22 protein-coding genes and 2 tRNA genes are annotated in these 23,522 nt (G+C 60.1%); 2 read left to right on the forward strand and 22 right to left on the reverse strand.

Annotated features, from left to right (window positions below):
- The first annotated feature begins 8 nt into the window (after positions 1-8).
- Positions 9-311: a DUF2845 domain-containing protein gene (locus H3221_RS06445; RefSeq protein WP_196473602.1), complete on the forward strand. Its 303-nt coding sequence runs from the start codon at positions 9-11 to the stop codon at positions 309-311.
- 215 nt (positions 312-526) lie between these two features.
- Here H3221_RS06445 and H3221_RS06450 read toward each other — a convergent pair whose 3' ends face one another.
- The 17 genes from H3221_RS06450 to rlmE all read right to left on the reverse strand — a co-directional run bounded on the left by H3221_RS06450 (position 527) and on the right by rlmE (position 16,746).
- A complete protein-coding gene (locus H3221_RS06450) occupies positions 527-724 on the reverse strand; it encodes a CsbD family protein (protein ID WP_196473601.1) in 198 nt (65 codons plus the stop codon).
- 57 nt (positions 725-781) lie between these two features.
- Positions 782-1,135 (reverse strand): BON domain-containing protein, encoded by a 354-nt coding sequence (locus H3221_RS06455; RefSeq protein WP_196473600.1) that lies wholly within the window; start codon positions 1,133-1,135, stop codon positions 782-784.
- 334 nt (positions 1,136-1,469) lie between these two features.
- Positions 1,470-3,575 carry a polyribonucleotide nucleotidyltransferase gene (pnp, locus tag H3221_RS06460; RefSeq protein WP_143506231.1) on the reverse strand — a complete coding sequence of 702 codons (2,106 nt, stop codon included), beginning with the start codon at positions 3,573-3,575 and terminating at the stop codon, positions 1,470-1,472.
- Positions 3,576-3,746: 171 nt separating this feature from the next.
- Positions 3,747-4,016: a 30S ribosomal protein S15 gene (gene rpsO, locus H3221_RS06465; protein WP_004424394.1), complete on the reverse strand. Its 270-nt coding sequence runs from the start codon at positions 4,014-4,016 to the stop codon at positions 3,747-3,749.
- 170 nt (positions 4,017-4,186) lie between these two features.
- Positions 4,187-5,107 carry a tRNA pseudouridine(55) synthase TruB gene (gene truB / locus H3221_RS06470; protein WP_196473599.1) on the reverse strand — a complete coding sequence of 307 codons (921 nt, stop codon included), beginning with the start codon at positions 5,105-5,107 and terminating at the stop codon, positions 4,187-4,189.
- 3 nt (positions 5,108-5,110) lie between these two features.
- Positions 5,111-5,503: a 30S ribosome-binding factor RbfA gene (rbfA, locus tag H3221_RS06475; RefSeq protein WP_004424397.1), complete on the reverse strand. Its 393-nt coding sequence runs from the start codon at positions 5,501-5,503 to the stop codon at positions 5,111-5,113.
- 109 nt (positions 5,504-5,612) lie between these two features.
- Positions 5,613-8,099 carry a translation initiation factor IF-2 gene (gene infB, locus H3221_RS06480; RefSeq protein WP_196473598.1) on the reverse strand — a complete coding sequence of 829 codons (2,487 nt, stop codon included), beginning with the start codon at positions 8,097-8,099 and terminating at the stop codon, positions 5,613-5,615.
- 27 nt (positions 8,100-8,126) lie between these two features.
- On the reverse strand, positions 8,127-9,608 hold the full coding sequence (nusA, locus tag H3221_RS06485; RefSeq protein WP_143506227.1) for a transcription termination factor NusA: 1,482 nt from the start codon (positions 9,606-9,608) through the stop codon (positions 8,127-8,129).
- A 160-nt stretch (positions 9,609-9,768) separates the two neighbouring features.
- Positions 9,769-10,227, reverse strand: a complete 459-nt coding sequence (rimP, locus tag H3221_RS06490; protein WP_196473597.1) for a ribosome maturation factor RimP — start codon at positions 10,225-10,227, stop codon at positions 9,769-9,771.
- A gap of 129 nt (positions 10,228-10,356) precedes the next feature.
- Positions 10,357-10,433, reverse strand: a tRNA-Met gene (locus tag H3221_RS06495).
- A gap of 97 nt (positions 10,434-10,530) precedes the next feature.
- Positions 10,531-10,616, reverse strand: a tRNA-Leu gene (locus H3221_RS06500).
- A gap of 7 nt (positions 10,617-10,623) precedes the next feature.
- Positions 10,624-11,001 (reverse strand): preprotein translocase subunit SecG, encoded by a 378-nt coding sequence (secG, locus tag H3221_RS06505; RefSeq protein ID WP_160017286.1) that lies wholly within the window; start codon positions 10,999-11,001, stop codon positions 10,624-10,626.
- 3 nt (positions 11,002-11,004) lie between these two features.
- Positions 11,005-11,760, reverse strand: a complete 756-nt coding sequence (gene tpiA / locus H3221_RS06510; RefSeq protein WP_196473596.1) for a triose-phosphate isomerase — start codon at positions 11,758-11,760, stop codon at positions 11,005-11,007.
- Between the two features lie 65 nt (positions 11,761-11,825).
- Positions 11,826-13,163 (reverse strand): phosphoglucosamine mutase, encoded by a 1,338-nt coding sequence (glmM, locus tag H3221_RS06515; protein ID WP_196473595.1) that lies wholly within the window; start codon positions 13,161-13,163, stop codon positions 11,826-11,828.
- Between the two features lie 13 nt (positions 13,164-13,176).
- On the reverse strand, positions 13,177-14,028 hold the full coding sequence (gene folP, locus H3221_RS06520) for a dihydropteroate synthase (protein ID WP_196473594.1): 852 nt from the start codon (positions 14,026-14,028) through the stop codon (positions 13,177-13,179).
- 8 nt (positions 14,029-14,036) lie between these two features.
- Positions 14,037-15,950, reverse strand: coding sequence for an ATP-dependent zinc metalloprotease FtsH (ftsH, locus tag H3221_RS06525; protein WP_059392582.1), 1,914 nt, complete (start codon positions 15,948-15,950; stop codon positions 14,037-14,039).
- Positions 15,951-16,122: 172 nt separating this feature from the next.
- Positions 16,123-16,746 carry a 23S rRNA (uridine(2552)-2'-O)-methyltransferase RlmE gene (rlmE, locus tag H3221_RS06530; protein WP_196473593.1) on the reverse strand — a complete coding sequence of 208 codons (624 nt, stop codon included), beginning with the start codon at positions 16,744-16,746 and terminating at the stop codon, positions 16,123-16,125.
- 90 nt (positions 16,747-16,836) lie between these two features.
- On the opposite strand from rlmE, the gene yhbY reads away from it, so the two are divergent.
- On the forward strand, positions 16,837-17,148 hold the full coding sequence (gene yhbY / locus H3221_RS06535) for a ribosome assembly RNA-binding protein YhbY (RefSeq protein ID WP_196473592.1): 312 nt from the start codon (positions 16,837-16,839) through the stop codon (positions 17,146-17,148).
- 71 nt (positions 17,149-17,219) lie between these two features.
- Here the strand turns inward: yhbY and H3221_RS06540 are convergent, their stop codons facing one another.
- From H3221_RS06540 to dapB, 5 genes are all read right to left on the reverse strand, one after another.
- Positions 17,220-17,660 carry a DUF4149 domain-containing protein gene (locus H3221_RS06540; protein ID WP_196473591.1) on the reverse strand — a complete coding sequence of 147 codons (441 nt, stop codon included), beginning with the start codon at positions 17,658-17,660 and terminating at the stop codon, positions 17,220-17,222.
- Positions 17,638-18,114, reverse strand: coding sequence for a transcription elongation factor GreA (gene greA / locus H3221_RS06545; RefSeq protein ID WP_196473590.1), 477 nt, complete (start codon positions 18,112-18,114; stop codon positions 17,638-17,640). The genes H3221_RS06540 and greA overlap by 23 nt, the downstream gene beginning before the upstream one ends.
- On the reverse strand, positions 18,111-21,332 hold the full coding sequence (gene carB, locus H3221_RS06550; protein WP_196473589.1) for a carbamoyl-phosphate synthase large subunit: 3,222 nt from the start codon (positions 21,330-21,332) through the stop codon (positions 18,111-18,113). Before carB ends, greA begins: the two co-directional genes overlap by 4 nt.
- 36 nt (positions 21,333-21,368) lie before the next feature.
- Positions 21,369-22,517, reverse strand: coding sequence for a glutamine-hydrolyzing carbamoyl-phosphate synthase small subunit (carA, locus tag H3221_RS06555; RefSeq protein WP_196473588.1), 1,149 nt, complete (start codon positions 22,515-22,517; stop codon positions 21,369-21,371).
- A gap of 190 nt (positions 22,518-22,707) precedes the next feature.
- Positions 22,708-23,511 (reverse strand): 4-hydroxy-tetrahydrodipicolinate reductase, encoded by an 804-nt coding sequence (dapB, locus tag H3221_RS06560; protein WP_196473587.1) that lies wholly within the window; start codon positions 23,509-23,511, stop codon positions 22,708-22,710.
- Between the last annotated feature and the right edge of the window lie 11 nt (positions 23,512-23,522).

A 23,522-nucleotide genomic window follows, 5' to 3' on the forward strand; every position in this document is an offset into this window, starting at 1 on the left:
AGGTTCTCATGCGCAACTTCAGCTACCTGCTCACTCTGCTGTGTCTGCCCCTTATGGCTGAGGCGTCCTCCACCTACCGCTGCGGTAGCGCCTTGGTCAGCAAGACAGCGCCCGCCGCAGAGGTGCTGAACAAATGTGGCGAGCCTTCCAGCCGCGATTTTCTTGGTTACAAGGAAGTGGTCGATAGCTACGGCTTTCGCAACGAGGTGAGCGTCGAGGAGTGGGTCTACGGCCCGAAAAGCGGCATGTACCACTTTCTACGCTTCGAGGGCGGCCGCCTGACCGAAATCCGCAGCAAGCGCGGTAGCTGACGTAACACTGCATGCAGGGCGCACGTTCCTGAAGCATCTCGAGCACCCGGCACAAAAAACCAAGGCCCCGCCAGTGTGACCGGCGGGGCCTTTGCGCATCCATGCTTATCGCTGTCCGTGCTGATCAGGCGTCCTGCCAGTAGCGATCCGTGCTGAAGAGACATCCGTTTCTGAAGCTATCCGTGCGCAGGGCATCCTTACCCGACAATCCGTGCTCAGAGCTTGTCGCTGAAATCGCGCAGCTCTTGCTGGGCCTTTTCCTTGGTCCAGCCGTAACGTTCCTGCAGCTTGCCGGCCAGGTATTCACTGTGGCCCTCGGCGACGTCCAGGTCGTCATCGGTCAGGTTGCCCCAACGCTCTTTCATGCGACCGTTGAGCTGCTTCCATTTGCCTTTGATGATGTCGCTATTCATGGTCATTCTCCCAGTGACAGAAGGTGGAGCCGGGCGCTAGCCCGGCCGGCTCGACTATCAGTCAGCGGTCTTCAGGGCATCGGCGGACACGTCACGCACACCCTCGATTTCCTTGGTCTTGGCGATAGCAAGATCACGCTCGGCGTCGGTTGCTACCACACCGGACAGGGAAACCACGCCCTGGTTGGTCTCAACCTTGATATCCAGCGCGCTGAGGTCCGAGTCAGCGACGAAGGTGGACTTCACTTTACTGGTGATCCAGGTGTCGGACACCGCCTGCTCGGCTTTATCCACAGTGTCATTGGCCGCCAGCATGGCCGGCTCTGCGGCGAAGGCTGCCGAGGCCAGCGACATGCTCAGCACGGCAGCGGTCAGGGCGGTAGCGGCAAAACGGTTGATTGGCTGTTTCATGATTCGACTCCTGTACATTCCAGACAATCTGCAAACCAACTCCTGGTTGCAGGTTCACCAGTACTGTTGCAGGGGCTGTGCCAGGTCCTTAATTTAAATAAAACCCTTTAAAAACAAATGCTTAATTCATATAGAAAATATGATTTTGATTGCATTTCGCCGAGTCGCACAAAAACTCTCGGGCAATTTGCATGATGCGAAGTACCCGGCATGACCGCATAAACTCATGGATGCATCGCTGGCACAGGTTAAGGGCAACTGCGCTCTCCCTGATGATCAGGCACAAAAAAGGGCTCCCGCAGGAGCCCTTCTCGTTCGAACAGGCGAACCGTGCTTAGACGCCAGAGGCCTCGGCAGCAGCTACGTCCTTGATCGACAGTTTGATACGGCCGCGATTATCCACGTCCAGTACCAGAACCTTCACTTCCTGGCCTTCCTGCAGCACGTCGGTGACCTTCTCCACGCGCTGATCGCTCAGCATGGAGATGTGCACCAGACCGTCCTTGCCCGGCAGGATGTTGACGAAGGCACCGAAGTCGACGATGCGCTCGACCTTGCCGACGTAGATCTTGCCGATCTCGGCTTCGGCAGTGATGGCCAGAACGCGCTGCTTGGCAGCTTCGGCAGCTTCTTTGGTTTCACCGAAGATCTTGATCGAGCCATCGTCTTCGATGTCGATCGAAGCCTTGGTTTCTTCGCAGATACCACGGATGGTGGCGCCGCCTTTACCGATGACGTCGCGGATCTTGTCCTGGTCGATTTTCATCGCAATCATGGTCGGCGCGTTGGCCGACAGCTCGCTGCGCGATTGGGCGATGACCTGGTTCATCTGGCCGAGGATGTTCAGGCGAGCTTCCAGCGCCTGCTCCAGCGCCTGCTCCATGATTTCTTCGGTGATGCCCTGGATCTTGATGTCCATCTGCAGCGCGGTGACGCCTTTGGCGGTACCGGCTACCTTGAAGTCCATGTCGCCCAGGTGATCTTCGTCACCGAGGATGTCAGTCAGCACGGCGAATTTCTCACCTTCCAGCACCAGACCCATGGCGATACCGGCAACCGGTGCCTTCATCGGCACACCGGCGTCCATCAGCGCCAGGGAGGCGCCGCACACCGAAGCCATGGAGGAAGAACCGTTGGACTCGGTGATTTCCGACACCACGCGGATGGTGTACGGGAACTCGTCGGCGCTCGGCAGCATGGCGGCAACGCCACGACGGGCGAGACGACCGTGGCCGATTTCGCGGCGGCCAGTAGCGCCCATGCGACCACACTCACCGACCGAGTACGGCGGGAAGTTGTAATGCAGCATGAAGGGGTCTTTCTTCTCGCCCTCGAGGGTGTCCAGCAACTGTGCGTCGCGGGCGGTACCGAGGGTGGCAACGACCAGCGCCTGGGTTTCGCCACGGGTGAACAGCGCCGAACCGTGGGTCTTGTCCAGTACACCGACTTCGATGTTCAGGCCACGCACGGTGCGGGTGTCACGACCATCGATACGCGGTTTGCCGTTGACGATATTCTCGCGCACGGTGCGGTATTCGATCTCGCCGAAGGCCTCCTTGACTTCACCGGCAGTAGGCTGACCTTCTTCACCGGAGAACTTGGCCACGACCTGATCGCGCAACTCGCCCAGGCGCGCGTAGCGGTCCTGCTTGATGGTGATGGTGTAGGCCTGGGAAATCGCGTCACCGAACTCGCCACGGATGGCGTTCAGCAGTGCGGTGTTTTCCGGCTTCGGCTGCCAGTCCCAGGTCGGCTTGCCGGCTTCGGCAGCCAGCTCGGCGACAGCCTGGATGACCACCTGGAACTCCTCATGGGCAAACAGCACGGCGCCCAGCATCTGGTCTTCGGTCAGCTCTTTGGCTTCCGACTCGACCATCAGCACGGCGTCCTTGGTACCGGCCACGACCATGTCCAGGCTCGAGGCCTTGAGCTGCTCGTAATTCGGGTTCAGCAGGTAGCCGGTTTCCGGATGGAAGGCGACGCGCGCGGCACCGATCGGGCCGCTGAACGGGATACCGGAGATGGCCAGAGCAGCCGAGGTACCGATCATCGCAGCGATGTCCGGATCGGTCTTCTTGCTGGTGGAAACGACGGTGCAGATGACCTGCACTTCGTTCTGGAAACCTTCCGGGAACAGCGGGCGGATCGGGCGGTCGATCAGACGCGAGGTCAGGGTTTCTTTCTCGGAAGGACGCGCTTCACGCTTGAAGAAACCACCGGGAATCTTGCCGGCTGCGTAGGTTTTTTCCTGGTAGTGCACGGACAGCGGGAAGAAGCCTTTGCTTGGGTCGGCAGTCTTGGCGCCGGTTACGGCAACCAGCACGCTGACGTCGTCGTCAACGGTGACCAGCACTGCGCCGGAGGCTTGACGGGCAATACGGCCAGTCTCGAGGGTAACGGTCGACTGACCGAACTGGAATTTCTTGATTACCGGGTTCACGGTGTTTTCCTTCTCTTTGTTGCCTTGGGGGAAATTGGAAAGAAGCGCGGGAGTCGGACCCGGTGCATCCCTCGAAAAGCCAAAAGCTGGAAGCCCAGCGCCACGAGGTGAGGATCAATCCCCACTCGCGACGCCGAACTCCCAGCTTCCAACTTGTGCAGCTCGCGTCTATTAACGACGCAGGCCCAGGCGACCGATCAGGGCGCTGTAACGACTGGTGTCTTTGCCCTTCAGGTAGTCCAGCAGCTTACGACGCTGGTTAACCATACGGATCAGACCACGACGGCTGTGGTGATCCTTACCGTTGGCCTTGAAGTGACCTTGCAGCTTGTTGATGTTGGCGGTCAGCAGGGCAACCTGCACTTCCGGGCTACCGGTATCGCCTTCAGCTTGCTTGTAGTCGTTAACGATCTGGGCTTTTTCTTCAACGCTGAGTGCCATGTTGGCTTCCTCTCATCTGGAAACTGCCGAAGCAGTCTCAATAGGCCGGGAATCGCTTCCCGTGTTTTAAAAAGAGGTATGACCGTGCCTACTAACAGCCACCCTCGCAGCACCTGATGACGACGTCGTCAGCATCAGGCTTTCAGCCTTCTCGGCCGAACCGTTCGGTGCTACGCACCGGTATAAATCAATCGACGCGGGGCGATACGCCCATCGTCACTCACCTCACCGATCCCGATGAAGCGACCATTGTGATCCTGCACCCGTACCATGCCGAACTTCGGTGCCTCCGGCGATCGCACCGGCTGCCCTTGCAACCAGTAGAACGCGCTGTGCTCGGAGAACTGCAGCAGCGGCCAGTCCTGCAGACCGCTATCGGCCGGTAGCAGGAAGCGATCCAGCGCCTCGTTACCCCCTTCGGCGTGTGCGGCCTCCAGTTCTTCCAGTGTCACGGTACGCGTCAGGTCGAACGGGCCCGCCTTGGTCCGGCGCAGCTCGGCGACATGTGCACCACAGCCGAGCAACTGGCCAAGATCCTCGACCAGCGTACGAATATAGGTGCCTTTGCTGCAATCAACCGCCAGACGGGCCTGCTCGCCTTCGCAGGCCAGCAGTTCCAGGCGCGCAATAGTAACAGAACGCGCTTCGCGCTCCACTACTTCACCCGCACGCGCCAGCTTGTAGAGTGGCTGACCATCCTTCTTCAACGCCGAGTACATCGGCGGTATCTGCTTGATTTCACCGCGAAAACGCGGCAACAGCGCCTCGATCTCGGTGCGACCGACGGTCACCGGGCGACGCTCGATGACATCGCCTTCGGCATCGCCAGTGGTGGTGGTGACGCCCAACTGAGCGACAGTCTCGTAGCCCTTGTCAGCGTCGAGCAGATACTGGGAGAACTTGGTTGCCTCACCGAAGCACAGCGGCAACACACCGGTGGCCAACGGGTCGAGGCTGCCGGTATGGCCAGCCTTCTCGGCATTGAGCAGCCAACGCACCTTCTGCAGCGCGGCGTTGGACGTGAAACCGTGCGGCTTGTCGAGCAGGATGATGCCGTCGACCTTGCGGCGAATACGTTTGACCTGCGCCACGCCTTACTCCTTGGAACCTGCGGTGTCGTCGTGCAGACGATCTTCCGCAACGGCACGCTCGATCAGTGCCGACAGGTGAGCACCGCGCTGGACGCTCTCGTCGTAGTGGAAGTGCAGCTGTGGAACGCTGCGCAGCTTCATCGCCTTACCCAGCTGCATGCGCAGGAAGCCTGCCGCGTCGTTGAGTACCTTGAGGCTCTCTTTGATCGCCTCGGCATCATCCTGTCCCATGACGGTGATGAAGACCTTGGCGTGACCGATATCACGACTGACGTCGACTGCGGTGATGGTCACCAGCCCCAGACGCGGATCCTTGACCTCACGCCGGATAAGCTGGGCCAGTTCGCGTTGCATCTGGTCGCCGATACGCTGGGTACGGCTGTAATCTTTGGCCATTTTCTACTTACCTTTACTTCGCCCGCCGTCTATTCGCCAGCAGACTCAAAAGCGGCAAACGCCCGGCCGCGCGAATGCGGGGCCGGGCGCTGCGTGTTGCGACTCGCGATTACAGGCTGCGAGCCACCTGGACTTTCTCGAACACTTCGATCTTGTCGCCGACCTTGACGTCGTTGTAGCTCTTAACGCCGATACCGCACTCCATGCCATTACGCACTTCGGCGACGTCGTCCTTGAAGCGACGCAGCGATTCCAGCTCACCTTCGAAGATCACCACGTCTTCACGCAGTACGCGGATCGGACGGTTACGGAAGACAGTGCCTTCGATGACCATGCAACCTGCAACCGCGCCAAACTTCGGCGAACGGAACACGTCACGCACTTCGGCGGTGCCCAGAATGTTCTCGCGAACATCGCTGCCGAGCATACCGGTGAGCGCCTTCTTGACGTCTTCGATGATGTCGTAGATGACGTTGTAGTAGCGCATGTCCAGACCTTCGGCCTCGACAATCTTGCGCGCACCGGCGTCAGCACGAACGTTGAAGCCGAACAGCACGGCGTTGGAAGCCAGCGCCAGGTTGGCATCGGACTCGGTGATACCACCGACGCCGCCGCCGACCACACGCACCTGCACTTCGTCGTTACCCAGGGTGCTGAGCGAGCCTTGCAGGGCCTCCAGAGAACCACGCACATCGGACTTGAGCACGATGTTGAGGGTTTTCTTCTCTTCCTGGCCCATGTTCTCGAAGATGTTCTCCAGCTTGCCGGCGTGAGCACGGGCCAGCTTGACCTCACGGAACTTGCCTTGACGGAACAGGGCAACTTCGCGGGCCTTCTTCTCGTCGGCGACCACAGTCATGTCGTCACCGGCATCCGGCGTACCATCGAGGCCGAGGATTTCGACCGGAATGGACGGACCGGCTTCCTTGATCGGCTTGCCGTTCTCGTCAAGCATGGCACGCACGCGGCCATAGTTGACGCCGACCAGGACCATGTCACCCTGACGCAGGGTACCGTCCTGAACCAGCACGGTGGCCACCGGGCCACGGCCCTTGTCCAGACGCGATTCGACCACCACACCACGACCCGGGGCCGACGGAGTGGCTTTCAGTTCGAGGACTTCAGCCTGCAGCAGTACGGCTTCGAGCAGCTCGTCGATGCCGGTACCCATCTTGGCCGACACATGCACATAAGGTGCATCGCCGCCCCACTCTTCCGGGATCACGTCGAGAGCGGCCAGGCCGTTCTTGATGTTGTCCGGGTTGGCATCGGGCTTGTCGATCTTGTTCACCGCGACCACGATCGGCACGCCAGCCGCTTTCGCGTGCTGTACGGCTTCCTGGGTCTGCGGCATTACGCCGTCGTCAGCTGCAACGACCAGGATGACGATGTCGGTCGCCTTGGCACCACGCGCACGCATGGCGGTAAACGCAGCGTGACCGGGGGTATCAAGGAAGGTGACCATGCCACGCTCGGTTTCCACGTGGTAAGCACCGATATGCTGGGTGATGCCACCCGCTTCACCGGAAGCCACCTTGGCGCGACGAATGTAGTCGAGCAGCGAGGTCTTACCGTGGTCAACGTGGCCCATTACGGTCACGACCGGAGCACGGGAGAAGGCTTCACCTTCGAACTTCAGCGACTCGGCCAGGGAATCTTCCAGGGCGGTATCGCTGACCAGCTTGACCTTGTGGCCCAACTCTTCGGCGATCAGCTGGGCAGTTTCCTGATCCAGCACCTGGTTGATGGTAGCCGGGGTGCCCATCTTGAACATGAACTTGATGACTTCGGCGGCCTTGACCGACATCTGCTGAGCCAGATCGCCCACCGTGATGGTTTCGCCAATCGCCACTTCACGCACCACCGGACCGGCCGGAGCCTGGAAGCCATGCTGGTTGCGCTTCTTCATCTTCGACTTGCCGCGGCCACCACGACGGAAACCGTCGCTTTCTTCATCGACGCTACGCGGAGCGACGCGCGGAGCCGGCGCCTTCTCCTTGGTAGCGGGGCGATGCTGGGTGTGCTTGCGATCACGACGCTCATCTTCATCAGAGCGCGCCTTCTCGGGGCGACGCACTTCTTCTTTCTTGCGCTCGACTTCGACGACCGGAGCGGCAACCACCGGCTCGCTGACAGACGTCGGTGCAGAAGCAGGTGCGGCAGTATCGGTAGTTGCAGTTGCAGCCTGGCGCTTGGCTTCTTCTTCGGCCTTGCGCTTGGCTTCTTCCTCGGCCTTCAGGCGCTCGGCCTCGGCAGCGGCCTGCTGAGCTTCCAGCTCGCGCTGCTTCTCGGCTTCCAGCTCTTCCGGGCTGCGCTTGACGAAGGTCTTCTTCTTGCGCACTTCGACACTGATGGTCTTGCTACCAGCAACGCGCAGCGTGCTGGTGGTCTTGCGTTGCAAGGTAATCTTGCGCGGCTCTTCGACCTTGTCGCCGTGACTGCTCTTGAGATGGGCCAGCAGGGCCTGTTTCTCACTATCGGTCACTACTTGTTCGGCACTGTCGTGGGACAGGCCAGCTTCACGCATCTGCTGCAGCAGGCGCTCAACCGGGGTGTCGACCACTGTGGCCAGTTCTTTCACCGTGACTTGCGTCATGCATCTTTCTCCTCAGGCCGCAACCGCTTATTCGAACCAATGGGCTCGGGCGGCCATGATCAGCTTGCCGGCACGCTCTTCGTCGATGCCGTCGATGTCGAGCAGGTCGTCAATCGACTGCTCGGCCAGGTCTTCACGGGTAATCACGCCGCGCAGCGCAAGCTCTAGAGCCAGCGCCTTGTCCATGCCTTCCAGTTCCAGCAAATCATCTGCCGGATGGGCATCGGCCAACTTCTCCTCGTTGGCGATCGCCTTGGTCAGCAGACGATCCTTAGCCCGTGCACGCAGCTCATTGACGATCTCCTCGTCGAAGCCATCGATACTGAGCATTTCTTCCATGGGTACGTAGGCAATCTCTTCGAGACTGGTGAAACCCTCTTCGACCAGGACTTGAGCCAGTTCTTCATCGACTTCCAGCTCGTCGATGAAGGACTGCATGATGTCACCGGTCTCTGCCTGCTGCTTGGCCTGGATGTCTGCTTCGGTCATCACGTTCAGGGTCCAGCCGGTCAACTGACTGGCAAGACGCACGTTCTGACCGCCACGACCAATGGCCTGGGCCAGGTTGTCTTCGCCAACGGCGATGTCCATGGCATGGGCATCTTCATCGACGATGATCGCAGCCACTTCAGCCGGCGACATGGCATTGATGACGAACTGTGCAGGGTTGTCGTCCCACAGCACGATATCGACGCGCTCACCGCCCAGTTCGCCGGAAACGGCCTGGACGCGCGAACCACGCATACCGATGCAGGCGCCCTGCGGGTCGATACGCTTGTCCTTGGAGCGCACGGCGATCTTGGCGCGCGAGCCCGGATCACGGGAGGCAGCCTTGACGTCGATCAGCCCTTCGGCGATTTCCGGTACTTCGATGCGGAACAGCTCGATCAGCATTTCCGGAGCGGTACGCGACAGGATCAGCTGCGGACCGCGGTTCTCGGTACGAATTTCCTTGAGCAGAGCACGCAGACGCACACCCACGCGGAAAGTCTCACGCGGGATGATGTCTTCACGGGCCAGCAGCGCCTCGGCGTTGTTGCCGAGATCAACGATGACGTTGTCGCGGGTGACCTTCTTCACGGTGCCGGAGATGATCTCGCCCAGGCGTTCGCGGTAGGCGTCAACGACTTGAGCACGCTCGGCTTCGCGCACTTTCTGCACGATGACCTGCTTGGCAGTTTGCGCGGCGATGCGCCCGAACTCGATGGAGTCGACCTTCTCTTCGAGCACAGCGCCGATCTTGGCGTTGGCCTCGACGGCCTGCGGCATATCCTCAGTCACCTGGTAGGCCGGGTCCTCGAACTCGGACTCGTCGACCACGGTCCAGCGTCGGAAAGTTTCGTAGCTACCGTTCTGACGGTTGATCGACACGCGCAGATCGACTTCGTCCTCGAAACGTTTCTTGGTGGCGGTCGCCAGAGCCAGCTCCAGCGCCTCGAAAATCACGCCAGCCGGTACACCCTTTTCATTGGATACCGACTCAACAACCAGCAGTACTTCTTTGCTCATCGTACGCCTCGCCTTTCGCAATCCATTGGTTCTGCGCAGTCCGCGTCACGTTCACGCCATTGGCGCTATCTTCGTGAGCCGCCGCGCTACCTTCGCGCCATCTGTGTCGCTCGCGCTGCGCCGGCAATCGGCAGTCCAGCAGCGCCACAGAATTCGCATCTCAATCAAATCGGGGGATGATATTGGCCTTGTCGATCAGGTCGATCGGCAACAGATACTCGTGGTCATCCACCTGAACCACCACGTCCTGCTCCTCCACACCGCGAAGGAGGCCCTGGAAGTTACGACGCCCGTCGAAAGGCGAACGCAGCTTGATCTTCACCTGTTCACCGGCATGCGTCGCAAACTGTTCAAGGGTGAACAACGGACGATCCATGCCAGGAGAAGAAACTTCCAGTGTGTACTCCGAAGCAATCGGATCCTCGACATCGAGTACACCACTGAGCTGACGGCTGACGACTTCACAATCATCGATCAGGATGCCATCGGCTTTATCGATATAGACACGCAGCAGCGAATGACGCCCCTGCGACAGGAACTCGATGCCCCAGCATTGGTAACCGAGCGCTTCGATTACTGGGGCCAACAAGGCCTGCAACTGTTCTAGCTTGCTCGACACTTAACGGCCCTCGTGCATGCTGTGCAAATAAAAAATGGGCGAAACGCCCATCCCTTCAATCCGCCGTAAATACCAACGGACACTGTCTTTCAGCTAACAAAAAGCCCCTGAAAAGGGGCCTGCTGAAACTGGTTGCGGGGGCAGGATTTGAACCTACGACCTTCGGGTTATGAGCCCGACGAGCTACCAGACTGCTCCACCCCGCGTCAAAGCTGGGCCGGAATTATACGGCCACCCCCTGGCGAGGGTCAACCAAACACTCCAGCAACAAGAAAGCCCGCGAACTGCGGGCTTTCTTGAGTATGGTACCGAGGAGGGGACTCGAACCCCTACAGCCTATGGCCACTACCACCTCAAGGTAGCGTGTCTACCAATTCCACCACCTCGGCAAAACTGTTACTGCTCTGGAGCTTCCGGCACATCCGAAGCATCGGACGCTGGAACTTGCTCTTCGAGCACCGGCACGTCTTCGACAGCCGGTTTTTGTTGAACTTCCAGAACCGCTGGATCTGGCAGACCAACTTGAGTCAGTGCATCAGCTTTTTCTTTAGCAAAGAACGCTAAACCCAAGCTAGTAATGAAAAAAGCCGCGGCGAGTATACCAGTAAACTTACTCAGAAAGGTAGAGGAACCTTGGCTTCCGAATACAGTTGCCGAAGCACCCGAACCGAACGACGCACCCGCGTCAGCGCCTTTACCCTGCTGCAACAGCACCAGTACTACAACCCCGATCGCACCCAGCAGGTGCAGAACAACAATGACTGTTTCCAGCATTCTTCAGTTTCCTGCAGCGCGACAGATCGCACCGAATTCATCCGCATTCAGAGAGGCGCCACCTACGAGCCCCCCATCGATATCCCGCATGCCGAACAACTCGGCAGCACTGGCGGCCTTCACACTGCCGCCATAAAGAATTCTCAACCCACTCGCGACACCAGCATCGAGCCGCGCAACTTGCGCGCGAATAGCCGCATGCACTTCCTGAGCCTGCTCAGGCGTAGCGGTCAACCCGGTGCCAATAGCCCATACAGGCTCATAGGCCACTACGGCGCCTTTAAGCGCATCGACACCCAGCGCATCGATCACTGCGGCCAACTGACCACCCACTACATCCAGCGTTGCATTCGCCTCACGCTGCTCGCGGGTCTCACCAACACAGAGCACAGGGGTCAAGCCTGCAGCCTGCACGGCCGCAAATTTGCGCACAACCACTTCATCGCTTTCACCCAGAATCAGGCGACGCTCCGAGTGGCCAATCAGCACCAGCTCACAACCGCCATCGACCAACTGACTGACTGCCAGCTCACCGGTCAAGGCACCCTGCTCTACTTGTGCCGCACAGTCCTGCGCCCCAACCTTCACCGCTTTAGCATTCAGGCCTTCGGCGACCTGAGCGATGTGCAGGCTGGAGGGAAACACAGCTACATCCACATCGGCAGGTAATTCCTGCTGACGCAACCCCTCGATCAGCTCTGCGACGCTTGCGCGGGTACCGTGCATTTTCCAGTTACCAGCGACTAAGGCGCGACGCATGTTTTACCTCGTCGATCAAAGAGGGCGCAGATGTTACCCAAGAGCACCCTCGGTAGCAAGCTCAATCAAGCACAGACTTCGGCAACAATCTTAGCCAATTCATCGGCATAGCCGCGAACCGAACTTTCCTCGTCACCTTCGACCATCACTCGCACCAATGGCTCGGTGCCGGACTTGCGCAGCAGCACTCGACCGCGCCCAGCCATGCTCTCGGTAACCCGCGCACAGGCCTCCTTCACCGAAGGATGTTCGAGCGGATCGAGCGCACCGGAGAAACGCACATTGACCAGCACCTGCGGACACTTCTTCAGATCGCTGCGCGCATCAACCAGGCTCTGGCCTCGGCGCTTGAGTGCCATCAGCACCTGCAGGGCCGCGATGATCGCATCGCCAGTCGTGGTGTGCTGAAAGCACACCAGGTGCCCGGAATTCTCGCCACCGAGCTGCCAGTTGCGCGCCAGCAGTTCAGCGATCACATAGCGATCGCCCACATTGGCACGAATGAACGGGATGTTCAGATCGGCCAGAGCCAGTTCCAGCCCGAGATTGCTCATCAGCGTGCCGACCACACCACCGCGCAGCCGCCCACGCTCCTGCAGATCACGCGCAATGATGAACAACAGCTCATCACCATCGACCACCGCACCATATTGGTCGACCATCAGCACACGATCGGCATCGCCATCGAAGGCGATACCCAGATCAGCCTGCTGCGCGACTACTTCAGCCTGCAGTGCTGCAATGTGCGTGGAGCCACAAGCATCATTGATATTGAGCCCATCGGGCTGCGCCGAAATGACTCGAACCTCGGCACCCAGCTCGCGAAACACACTAGGCGCAACCTTGTAGGCAGCACCATGGGCGCAATCGATGACGATCTTCAGGCCTTTGAAGCTTGTGCCACTGGGCACGCTGCCCTTGCAGAACTCGATGTAGCGACCGGAGGCATCGTTGATCCGCGAAGCCTTGCCAATACCGGCAGATTCGACCACGGTCATCGGCTGATCGAGCAGCTCTTCGATCATCGCTTCGACGTCATCCGGGAGCTTGGTGCCTTCACTGGAAAAGAACTTGATGCCGTTATCGTCGTGCGGATTGTGCGACGCACTGATGACAATACCGGCATCGGCCTGGAAAGTACGCGTCAGATAGGCAATGGCCGGCGTCGGCATCGGCCCGAGCAACTGCACGTCCGCACCCGCCGCAGCCAGCCCCGCCTCAAGGGCGGACTCGAACATGTAGCCGGAAATACGCGTGTCCTTGCCGATCAGAATGCGGCACTTGCCCTGCTTGCGAAACGCCATGCCAGCAGCCCAGCCCAGCTTGAGCATGAAATCCGGAGTGATGGGGAACTGGCCGACACGACCACGAATACCGTCGGTGCCGAAGTATTTTCTAGCCATAACGCTTTCCTTGTTATTGCGCCGCTTCAACCGCAGCGATCATGCGCACCACATCCACCGTTTCGGCGACATCGTGCACACGCAGAATATGTGCGCCCTTGGTCAACGCCAAAGCAGCCAATGCCAGGCTACCGTAGAGGCGACCGCCAACTTCGTGACCGAGCACCTTGCCGATCATGCTCTTGCGCGAGACACCAACCAGCAAGGGCCGCCCCAGCGCAGAGAGCTCACTCATGCGCCTGAACAGGGCGAGATTGTGCTCCAGGGTCTTGGCAAAACCAAAGCCCGGATCGAGCAGGATCCGCTCAGCGGGAATACCGGCTGTCGCGCAGACAGCCATGCGCTCGACGAGAAAGTCACGCACCTCAGCGACGATATCCGGATACTGCGGATCATCCTGCATGTTGCCGGGCTCACCGCGCATATGCATCAGACACACAGGCAAACCAGTGTCTGCCGCCGCATCCAGAGCGCCATCACGCAGCAACGAACGCACATCATTGATCAGGCCCGCACCCAGCCTTGCACTTTCGCGCATGACTGCAGGCGTCGAGGTATCCACGGAAATGATCACGTCAAGCTCACGGGCGATGGCTTCGACCATCGGCGCGACCCGCTCCAGCTCCTCGGTCGGCGAAACGCTTCGCGCCCCAGGGCGGGTGGATTCACCACCGATATCGATCAACGTCGCGCCTGCGGCGACCATCTGCTCGGCGTGACGCAACGCAGCATCGCGCACCGTGAAGCGCCCACCGTCGGAAAAGGAATCGGGGGTGACATTGAGGATGCCCATCACTTGCGGACGGGACAAATCAAGAAGCCGGCTACCACAGGGCAGCCGGCTCAGGTGTTGCGCTTGAGACATATGAAACCTTAGTGCTCGGCCGCCGGCCCACCAATGGGCTTTTCAGAACGATCTGGTTCGTCGACCTTGGCCTGCGGAGCACCGGAGTCACCGCCACCATCCCAGCCGCGAGGCTCACGAGGCTCGCGACCATTCATGATGTCGTCGATCTGCTCGGCGTCGATGGTTTCATACTTCATCAGCGCTTCGGCCATGGCATCGAGCTTGTCACGGTTCTCCACCAGCAGCTTCTTGGCCGTGGCGTAGCATTCATCGATGATGCGGCGCACTTCCTCGTCGATCAGCTTGGCAGTCTCGCCGGACACATTGCTGGCCTGGCTGCCCATGCTACGACCGAGGAACACTTCACCCTCTTCTTCGGCATACATCAGCGGGCCCAGCTTCTCGGACAGGCCCCACTTCGTGACCATGTTCTTGGCCAACTGGGTGGCGCGCATGATGTCGTTCGAGGCGCCCGTGGTGACACCATCGAAGCCGAGGGTCATCTCTTCGGCGATACGACCACCGAACAGCGAACAGATCTGGCTGATCAGGGCACGCTTGCTAAGGCTGTAACGATCTTCTTCCGGCAGGAACATGGTCACACCCAGGGCACGACCACGCGGAATGATGGAAACCTTGTATACCGGATCATGCTCGGGCACCAGACGACCAACGATGGCGTGGCCTGCCTCGTGGAAGGCGGTATTGAGCTTCTCCTTGTCGGACATGACCATGGTCTTGCGCTCGGCGCCCATCATGATCTTGTCCTTGGCCAGTTCGAACTCCTTCATTTCCACCAGGCGCTTGCCAGCGCGAGCGGCGAACAAAGAGGCTTCGTTGACCAGGTTGGCCAGATCAGCACCGGAGAACCCCGGAGTACCACGTGCAATGACCGCCGGATTGACGTCGTCACCCATCGGCACCTTGCGCATGTGCACTTTCAGAATCTGCTCGCGACCGCGGATATCCGGCAGGCCGACGACCACTTGACGGTCAAAGCGGCCAGGACGCAGCAGCGCAGGGTCGAGAACGTCCGGACGGTTGGTGGCTGCGATGACGATGATGCCGTCATTCATTTCGAAGCCATCCATCTCCACCAGCAACTGGTTGAGGGTCTGCTCACGCTCGTCGTGACCGCCACCCATGCCGGCGCCACGATGGCGACCCACGGCGTCGATCTCGTCGATGAAGATGATGCACGGCGCGTGCTTCTTGGCCTGATCGAACATGTCGCGAACACGACTGGCTCCCACCCCGACAAACATCTCGACGAAGTCGGAACCGGAAATGGTGAAGAACGGCACCTTCGCCTCACCGGCCACGGCCTTGGCCAGCAAGGTCTTGCCGGTACCCGGCGAGCCAACCATCAGCACGCCACGCGGGATGCGACCACCCAGGCGCTGGAACTTGCCCGGATCGCGGAGGAATTCGACCAGTTCGCTGACTTCTTCCTTGGCCTCGTCGCAACCGGCGACGTCGGCGAAGGTGGTCTTGACCTGATCTTCGGAGAGCAGACGCGCCTTGGACTTGCCGAAGCTCATCGGCCCGCCCTTGCCGCCGGCGCCACCTTGCATCTGGCGCATGAAGAACATGAATACGGCGATGATCACCAGGATCGGGAAGCTCGCCACCAACAGCTGAGTCCAGATACTCTGCTGTTCAGGCTGCTTGCCTTCGATGACCACGTTGTTGTCGATCAGGTCGCCAATCAGGCCGCCGTCTTGAATCGCCGGACGGATGGTTTTGAATCCCTCGCCGTCGGTACGCTTGCCGGTAATCACGTAACCATCGACAGTCACGCGCTCGACGCGCCCTTCCTTCACCTGTTCGATGAATTGCGAGTAGCTCAGGGTCTGCGGCTCGCTCGGGCTGGAGAAGTTGTTCATCACGGTAACCAGCACCGCCGCGATGATCAGCCACAGGATCAGATTCTTTGCCATGTCGTTCAATTAGCTACCCTCTGAAGCAGGCCTCGTGGCGAAGCGGGCTTCCCATGACGACCAATGATATACCGACTAACTTACACCAAACGCCCGCGTCCCGCAGGCGCCGTCTGTAACCCTTTATGAGGTTTCTGCCACTGAGACCGACAGGGCGGACACCCGTTTCAACTCACATCCCGCGAAAGCCGCGCGCCAACAGATATTGCTCACGAGAGCGATCACGCGAGGACAGCGGCTTGCGCATCTGCACCTTGTCGAACGTCTCGCGCACCTGCTTGTGGTAAGCGTCGAAACCTTCACCCTGGAAAATCTTGATCAGAAAATCGCCACCTGGACGCAAGACACGCCCAGCCAGATCCAACGCCAGCTCGCACAGATACATCGCACGTGCCTGATCGGCAGTTCTTACCCCACTCATATTGGGGGCCATATCGGAAATAACAAGGTCGACCGGATTTTCGCCGATGGCCTCGAGAATCTGCGCAAACACCGCGTCATCGGTGAAATCACCCTGAATGAAGGTAACATCGGGAATGCTGTCCATCTCCAGAATATCCGAGGCGATCAGCCGCCCTTTGTCGCCGATCACTCGACTGGTGACCTGCGACCAGCCGCCTGGCGCAGCGCCGAGGTCGACCACGGTGATGCCAGGGCGCAGGATGCGATCCTTCTCCTGGATTTCCAGCAGCTTGTAGCTGGCGCGCGAACGATAGCCGTCCTTCTGCGCCATCTTCACGTATGGATCATCGAAATGTTCTTTCAGCCAACGCTGGCTGGTCTTGGAACGTGCCACTGAAACCTCTGACTCAACGGGTCATGAATAACTGCGCGGGCTCGGGTAAGATAGGCGCCGTTTTCCAGACCGAATTAGGTACTAACGATTATGCCGCTCACTCAAGAGCAGAAGAAGCAATTCAAATCTATCGGCCACCACCTGAAACCTGTATTGATCGTGGCTGACAATGGTTTGACCGAGGGCGTGCTGGCCGAACTGGACCGCGCCCTAAACGATCACGAGCTGATCAAGGTACAGCTGCGCATCACCGAACGCGAGGATCGCCAGGCAGCCATTGTAGCCCTGTGCGAAAACGGACGCGCGGAACTGGTCCAGTCGATTGGCAAGGTCGCCCTGCTCTATCGCAAGAACTCCAAGCCGAATCGCAACCTGTCCAACGTTATTCGTTACCAGGGTTGAGGCGCTGCATCGCGATCACGGGCAAGCATAGCGCGCCCGGATCGCGAATGAATTCACGCCTGCAAGCGCCGTTAGCGCCTGGCCGGCGCCCCTGGCACGGGCTGCAGCACCAGCAGCAACCCGCAAAATGCCATCACCAGGTAGCTGAAGCGCAGCCAGTACTCGACCTCGGGCCGGTAGCGCAACACTGCGAAGTAGCTCAGGGCCATGACCGCAACGGTCAGCAGCAGTTGCCCGCGCATATCCCGTAACAGGCTCGACAGACCTTCACCGCGCAACAAGGCAAAAGCCTGCAGCGCAACGCACACCGCTGTCAGACCAACCAACAACGGCACCAGCTGCGCTGATATCTCCTGCACCAGCAGAGGCGCCAGACCGCTTTGGCCAATAGCCGGCAGAATGACGAACTGCAACAACCACAAACCGCCCACCCAGAGGGTCTGGGCCAGCTGCCAACTGACGGCAGCCGCCCGAGACGGTTGTTGCGATTTAGATATGACGGACTTCGACAATCTCGTACTCGATCAGGCCACTGGGGGTCTGCACCGCCACCACATCACCCTCGCTCTTGCCGATCAGGGCACGGGCAATGGGTGAACCGACGGAGATCTTGCGCTGCTTGATGTCGGCTTCGTCCTCGCCAACGATCTGGTAGGTCACGCTCTCGTCTGTCTCGACGTTAGCGATTTCCACCGTGGTGCCGAAGATCACCTTGCCGGTGTGCTCGATGGTAGTGACATCGATGATCACTGCGTTCTGCAGACGACCTTCGATATCACGCACACGCGCTTCGACCATGCCCTGCTGCTCACGCGCGGCATGGTACTCGGCGTTTTCCTTGAGATCACCCAGCTCGCGGGCCTCACCGATGTCCTGACTGAGTTTCGGGCGAACCACCTTGGTCAGGTGCGCCAGCTCTTCTTCCAGGGCGCGAGCGCCCTGGACGGTCATTGGGTATTTGATCATGCCTTGATTCCTGCATGCAGATCCTGCAGCCGGCGCACAGTCTTCTCCGGGCCGAACTTGAGCGCTTCACAGACCGCCTGACCCGCCGCAATGGTGGTGGTGCAGTAGATCTTGTGCTGCAGGGCGTTACGACGGATCGAGTAGGAGTCAGCGATGGACTGACGCCCCTCGGTGGTATTGATGATCAGGGTCACTTCGTCGTTCTTGATCATGTCGACCACGTGAGGACGACCCTCGGTCACCTTGTTCACTCGGCGAACCGGCAGACCAGCCGCCTCGATCACCTTGGCGGTGCCGGCAGTGGCAACCACTTCGAAGCCCAGTGCGACCAGATCACGAGCGACCTGCACGGCTTCCGGCTTGTCATCTTCACGTACGCTGATGAAGGCGCAACCGGAGTTCGGCAGAATTTCGCTGGCACCCAGCTGGGCCTTGGCGAAGGCTTCGCCGAAAGTGTCACCGACACCCATGACTTCACCGGTGGATTTCATCTCCGGGCCGAGGATCGGGTCGACGCCGGGGAACTTGGCGAAGGGGAACACCGCTTCCTTGACGCTGAAGAACGGCGGGATGATTTCCTTGCTGTAACCGGCCTCGGCCAGGCTCTTGCCAGCCATGACGCGGGCAGCCACCTTGGCCAGCGACTCGCCGACGCACTTGGAGACGAACGGCACGGTACGCGAGGCGCGCGGGTTCACCTCGATGACGTAGATGTCTTCGCCCTGCACGGCCATCTGTACGTTCATCAGGCCGACCACGCCGAGTTCCAGGGCCATTTTCTTGACCTGGTCGCGGATCTCGTCCTGAATGTGCATCGGCAGCGAGTAAGGCGGCAGCGAGCAAGCGGAGTCACCGGAGTGCACGCCAGCCTGTTCGATGTGCTGCATGATCGCGCCGATCACCACAGTCTCGCCGTCGCACACCGCATCCACGTCCACTTCGATGGCGCAGTTGAGGAAGCGATCGAGCAGCACCGGGCTGTCGTTGGAGACCTTCACCGCTTCGCGCATGTAGCGCTTGAGCTCTTCTTCCTGGTAGACGATTTCCATCGCCCGGCCGCCCAGTACATAGGACGGACGCACCACCATCGGGTAACCGATGTTCTTCGACAAGGCCAGCGCTTCGTCTTCGCTGCGCGCCGTGGCGTTGGCCGGCTGACGCAGGTTCAGGCGCTGAACCATCTGCTGGAAGCGTTCGCGGTCTTCGGCGCGGTCGATGGCCTCGGGGCTGGTGCCGATGATCGGTACGCCCGCTTCTTCCAGCGCGCGGCAGATCTTCAGCGGGGTTTGGCCGCCGTACTGCACGATGACGCCCTTGGGCTGCTCGACGCGGACGATTTCCAGTACGTCTTCCAGGGTCACCGGCTCGAAGTACAGGCGGTCGGACGTGTCGTAGTCGGTGGAGACGGTTTCCGGGTTGCAGTTGACCATGATGGTCTCGTAGCCGTCTTCACGCATGGCCAGCGCAGCATGTACGCAGCAGTAGTCGAATTCGATGCCCTGACCGATACGGTTGGGGCCGCCACCGAGGATCATGATCTTCTCGCGGCTCGACGGATTGGCCTCGCACTCTTCCTCGTAGGTCGAGTACATGTAGGCGGTGTCGGTGGCAAACTCGGCGGCGCAGGTGTCCACGCGCTTGTACACCGGCAGCACCTTGAGCTTGTGGCGATGGGCACGCAGGCTCTTCTCGGACACACCGAGCAGCTTGGCCAGGCGCGCATCGGAGAAGCCCTTGCGCTTGAGCTTGAACATCAGGTCGCGATCGATGGCCGACAGACCCAGGGTCTGCACGGTGGCCTCGTCCTTGACCAGATCCTCGATCTGCACCAGGAACCACTCGTCGATACGGGTCAGCTCGAACACCTCGGCAACACTCTTGCCGGCACGGAAGGCATCGGCCACGTACCAGATGCGGTCGGCACTGGGTACGGTCAGTTCGCGGCGCAGGGTACTTTCGGCTTCCGGGTCGTTCAGGTCGAGCTTCGGATCGAAGCCGGCAACACCCACTTCCAGGCCGCGCAGGGCTTTCTGCATGGACTCCTGGAAGGTGCGGCCGATGGCCATGACTTCGCCCACGGACTTCATCTGGGTGGTCAGGCGGGCGTCGGCTTTCGGGAATTTCTCGAAGGCAAAGCGCGGTACCTTGGTTACCACATAGTCGATGGCCGGCTCGAACGACGCCGGGGTACGCCCGCCAGTGATGTCGTTGCTCAGCTCGTCGAGGGTGTAACCGACAGCCAGCTTGGCGGCGATCTTGGCGATCGGGAAGCCGGTGGCCTTGGAGGCCAGCGCCGAGGAGCGGGAGACGCGCGGGTTCATCTCGATCACGACCATACGGCCGGTGTTCGGGCAGATACCGAACTGCACGTTGGAGCCGCCGGTTTCCACGCCGATCTCGCGCAGCACCGCCAAGGATGCGTTACGCAGGATCTGGTATTCCTTGTCGGTCAGGGTCTGTGCCGGCGCGACGGTGATCGAGTCACCGGTGTGCACGCCCATCGGGTCGAAGTTCTCGATGGAGCAGACGATGATGCAGTTGTCCTTCTTGTCACGGACCACCTCCATCTCGTATTCCTTCCAGCCGATCAGCGACTCGTCGATCAGCAGCTCGCTGGTCGGCGACAGGTCCAGACCGCGGGCACAGATTTCTTCGAATTCTTCACGGTTGTAGGCGATGCCGCCACCGGTGCCACCCATGGTGAAGGACGGACGGATGATGCACGGGAAGCCGACCTTCTCCAGCACGCCGTAGGCATCTTCCATGCTGTGGGCGATGCCGGATACCGGGCAGGCCAGGCCGATGTCCTTCATCGCCTTGTCGAAGCGCGAACGGTCTTCAGCCTTGTCGATGGTGTCGGCGTTGGCACCGATCATCTCGACGCCGAATTTCTCCAGCACACCATGGCGCTCCAGATCCAGCGCACAGTTCAGAGCGGTCTGGCCACCCATGGTCGGCAGCAGGGCGTCGGGGCGCTCCTTCTCGATGATCTTGGCCACTGTGGCCCACTTGATCGGTTCGATGTAGGTGGCGTCGGCCATCGACGGGTCAGTCATGATGGTGGCCGGGTTGGAGTTCACCAGGATGACGCGGAAACCTTCTTCCTTCAGCGCCTTGCAGGCCTGGGCACCGGAGTAGTCGAACTCGCAGGCCTGGCCGATGACGATGGGGCCGGCACCGAGGATCAGGATACTTTTGATATCTGTACGTTTTGGCATTTTTTCTCTCTCGAATCCGTAGGTCAGTCGGCGGGCTTAGCGGCGCTTGGCCATGGCTTCGATGAAGCGGTCGAACAGCGGGGCGACATCGTGCGGGCCTGGGCTAGCCTCAGGGTGGCCCTGGAAGCTGAAGGCGTCCTTGTCGGTACGCTCGATGCCCTGCAGGGTGCCATCGAACAGCGACTTGTGGATCGCACGCAGGTTGCCTGGCAGGCTGCTTTCGTCCACGGCGAAACCGTGGTTCTGGCTGGTGATCATCACCACGCCGCTGTCGAGATCCTGCACGGGGTGGTTGGCGCCGTGGTGGCCGTGGCCCATTTTCAGGGTCTTGGCACCGGAAGCCAGGGCCAGCAACTGATGGCCGAGGCAGATGCCGAATACCGGGATATCGGTTTCCAGAACGTCCTTGATCGCCTTGATCGCGTAGTCGCACGGCTCGGGATCGCCAGGACCGTTGGAGAGGAACACACCATCAGGATTGAGCGCCAGCACGTCGCTGGCCGGAGTTTGCGCCGGTACCACAGTCAGGCGGCAGCCACGCTCGACCAGCATGCGCAGGATGTTCAGCTTCACGCCGTAGTCGTAGGCGACCACGTGATAAGGCAGCTCACTGGCCGGAATTTCCGGATGGCTGTCGGACTGCAGGTTCCAGGTGCTTTCGCGCCACTCGTAGCGTTCGGTGCAACTGACTACCTTGGCCAGGTCCATGCCCTTGAGGCCCGGGAAGCTGCGCGCCAGCTCCAGTGCTTTCTCTTCCGTGGCGTCGTCACCGGCCAGGATGCAGCCATTCTGCGAACCCTTCTCGCGCAGGATGCGAGTCAGCCGGCGAGTATCGATGCCGGCGATAGCGACGGTGCCGTTGGCCTTCAGGTATTCGTCCAGCGGTTGCTTGTCGCGCCAGTTGCTGGAGATCAGCGGCAGGTCACGAATGATCAGGCCAGCGGCCCAAACGCGGTTGGACTCGGCATCTTCCGGCGTGGTGCCGGTGTTGCCGATGTGCGGGTAAGTCAGGGTAACGATCTGCTGGGCATAGGATGGATCGGTAAGGATTTCCTGATAGCCGGTCATGGCGGTGTTGAACACCACCTCTCCGATCGTCTGGCCATCGGCCCCGATGGAATCGCCGCGAAAAATGCTGCCGTCAGCAAGGGCCAAAATGGCAGGTTTGGGGGCTGGCTTAGTCAAGAAGACCTCCGTCTCGATCAAGGCTTGAAGCAAACGCAGGTTGTAAAAAAGCGGGATGACGTGTGAAGGTCATCCCGCTTTTTTATTTGAGCCATTCTGCGTAACTTTTAGTGGACACACTAAAACAGGAAGCTTACAGGAAAACCCTTTTTCGGTCCACCCGATAAGACGCCTCAGTCACACATTTGCGTCAACGCAGGCCCAACACGTCCTGCATGTCATACAGAGCAGGCGAACGCTGCTGCAGCCATAGCGCAGAACGTACCGCGCCCTTGGCAAAGGTCATGCGGCTGGAGGCCTTGTGCGTGATCTCGACGCGCTCGCCATCGGCAGCGAACAGCACGGTGTGATCACCCACCACGTCACCGGCACGCACGGTGGCGAAACCAATGGTTTCACGCTCACGCGCGCCCGTCTGCCCCTCGCGACCGTAGACAGCGACCTTCCGCAGATCACGCCCCAGAGCATCAGCAACCACTTCACCCATGCGCAGCGCGGTGCCGGATGGCGCATCGACCTTGTGCCGGTGGTGAGCTTCGATGATCTCGATATCCACGTCATCACCCAATACACGGGCAGCGGTATCCAGCAGTTTCAGGCACAGGTTGACGCCGACGCTGAAGTTGGCGGCAAAGACGATAGGAATCTGCTTGCCTGCCTCGCTCAGTAGCTGCTTCTCCTCAACAGTGAAGCCCGTAGTGCCGATCACCATGGCCTTGCCCGCCTGGCGGCAGACTTCCAGGTTCTTCAGCGTCACCGAGGGATGAGTGAAGTCGATCAGCACGTCGAAATCATCGACCACCGTGCTCAGATCGCCCGCCAGGGTCACTCCGATCTTGCCCAGCCCTACCAGCTCACCGGCATCGGCACCGATCAGGCTGCTGTCGGCGCGGTCGATGGCGGCACTGAGCTTGGCACCCTCGGCCTGACTGACAGCTTCGATCAGGGTCTTGCCCATACGCCCGGCGGCGCCCATCACTGCAATACGTTGCATACATCAGCTCC

This window comes from Pseudomonas chaetocerotis (genome assembly GCF_015712105.2).
Lineage (GTDB): Bacteria > Pseudomonadota > Gammaproteobacteria > Pseudomonadales > Pseudomonadaceae > Aquipseudomonas > Aquipseudomonas chaetocerotis.

What these genes read in the sequence shown, in the direction of transcription:
- infB (WP_196473598.1), bottom strand. Translation starts at nt 8,099, where the DNA reads ATGACGCAAGTCACGGTGAAAGAACTGGCCACAGTGGTCGACACCCCG.
- tpiA (WP_196473596.1), bottom strand. Translation starts at nt 11,760, where the DNA reads ATGCGTCGCGCCTTAGTCGCTGGTAACTGGAAAATGCACGGTACCCGC.
- nusA (WP_143506227.1), bottom strand. Translation starts at nt 9,608, where the DNA reads ATGAGCAAAGAAGTACTGCTGGTTGTTGAGTCGGTATCCAATGAAAAG.
- rbfA (WP_004424397.1), bottom strand. Translation starts at nt 5,503, where the DNA reads ATGGCCAAAGATTACAGCCGTACCCAGCGTATCGGCGACCAGATGCAA.
- carB (WP_196473589.1), bottom strand. Translation starts at nt 21,332, where the DNA reads ATGCCAAAACGTACAGATATCAAAAGTATCCTGATCCTCGGTGCCGGC.
- greA (WP_196473590.1), bottom strand. Translation starts at nt 18,114, where the DNA reads ATGATCAAATACCCAATGACCGTCCAGGGCGCTCGCGCCCTGGAAGAA.
- rpsO (WP_004424394.1), bottom strand. Translation starts at nt 4,016, where the DNA reads ATGGCACTCAGCGTTGAAGAAAAAGCCCAGATCGTTAACGACTACAAG.
- H3221_RS06445 (WP_196473602.1), top strand. Translation starts at nt 9, where the DNA reads ATGCGCAACTTCAGCTACCTGCTCACTCTGCTGTGTCTGCCCCTTATG.
- secG (WP_160017286.1), bottom strand. Translation starts at nt 11,001, where the DNA reads ATGCTGGAAACAGTCATTGTTGTTCTGCACCTGCTGGGTGCGATCGGG.
- ftsH (WP_059392582.1), bottom strand. Translation starts at nt 15,950, where the DNA reads ATGGCAAAGAATCTGATCCTGTGGCTGATCATCGCGGCGGTGCTGGTT.
- glmM (WP_196473595.1), bottom strand. Translation starts at nt 13,163, where the DNA reads ATGGCTAGAAAATACTTCGGCACCGACGGTATTCGTGGTCGTGTCGGC.
- yhbY (WP_196473592.1), top strand. Translation starts at nt 16,837, where the DNA reads ATGCCGCTCACTCAAGAGCAGAAGAAGCAATTCAAATCTATCGGCCAC.
- dapB (WP_196473587.1), bottom strand. Translation starts at nt 23,511, where the DNA reads ATGCAACGTATTGCAGTGATGGGCGCCGCCGGGCGTATGGGCAAGACC.
- H3221_RS06450 (WP_196473601.1), bottom strand. Translation starts at nt 724, where the DNA reads ATGAATAGCGACATCATCAAAGGCAAATGGAAGCAGCTCAACGGTCGC.
- H3221_RS06455 (WP_196473600.1), bottom strand. Translation starts at nt 1,135, where the DNA reads ATGAAACAGCCAATCAACCGTTTTGCCGCTACCGCCCTGACCGCTGCC.
- folP (WP_196473594.1), bottom strand. Translation starts at nt 14,028, where the DNA reads ATGTCTCAAGCGCAACACCTGAGCCGGCTGCCCTGTGGTAGCCGGCTT.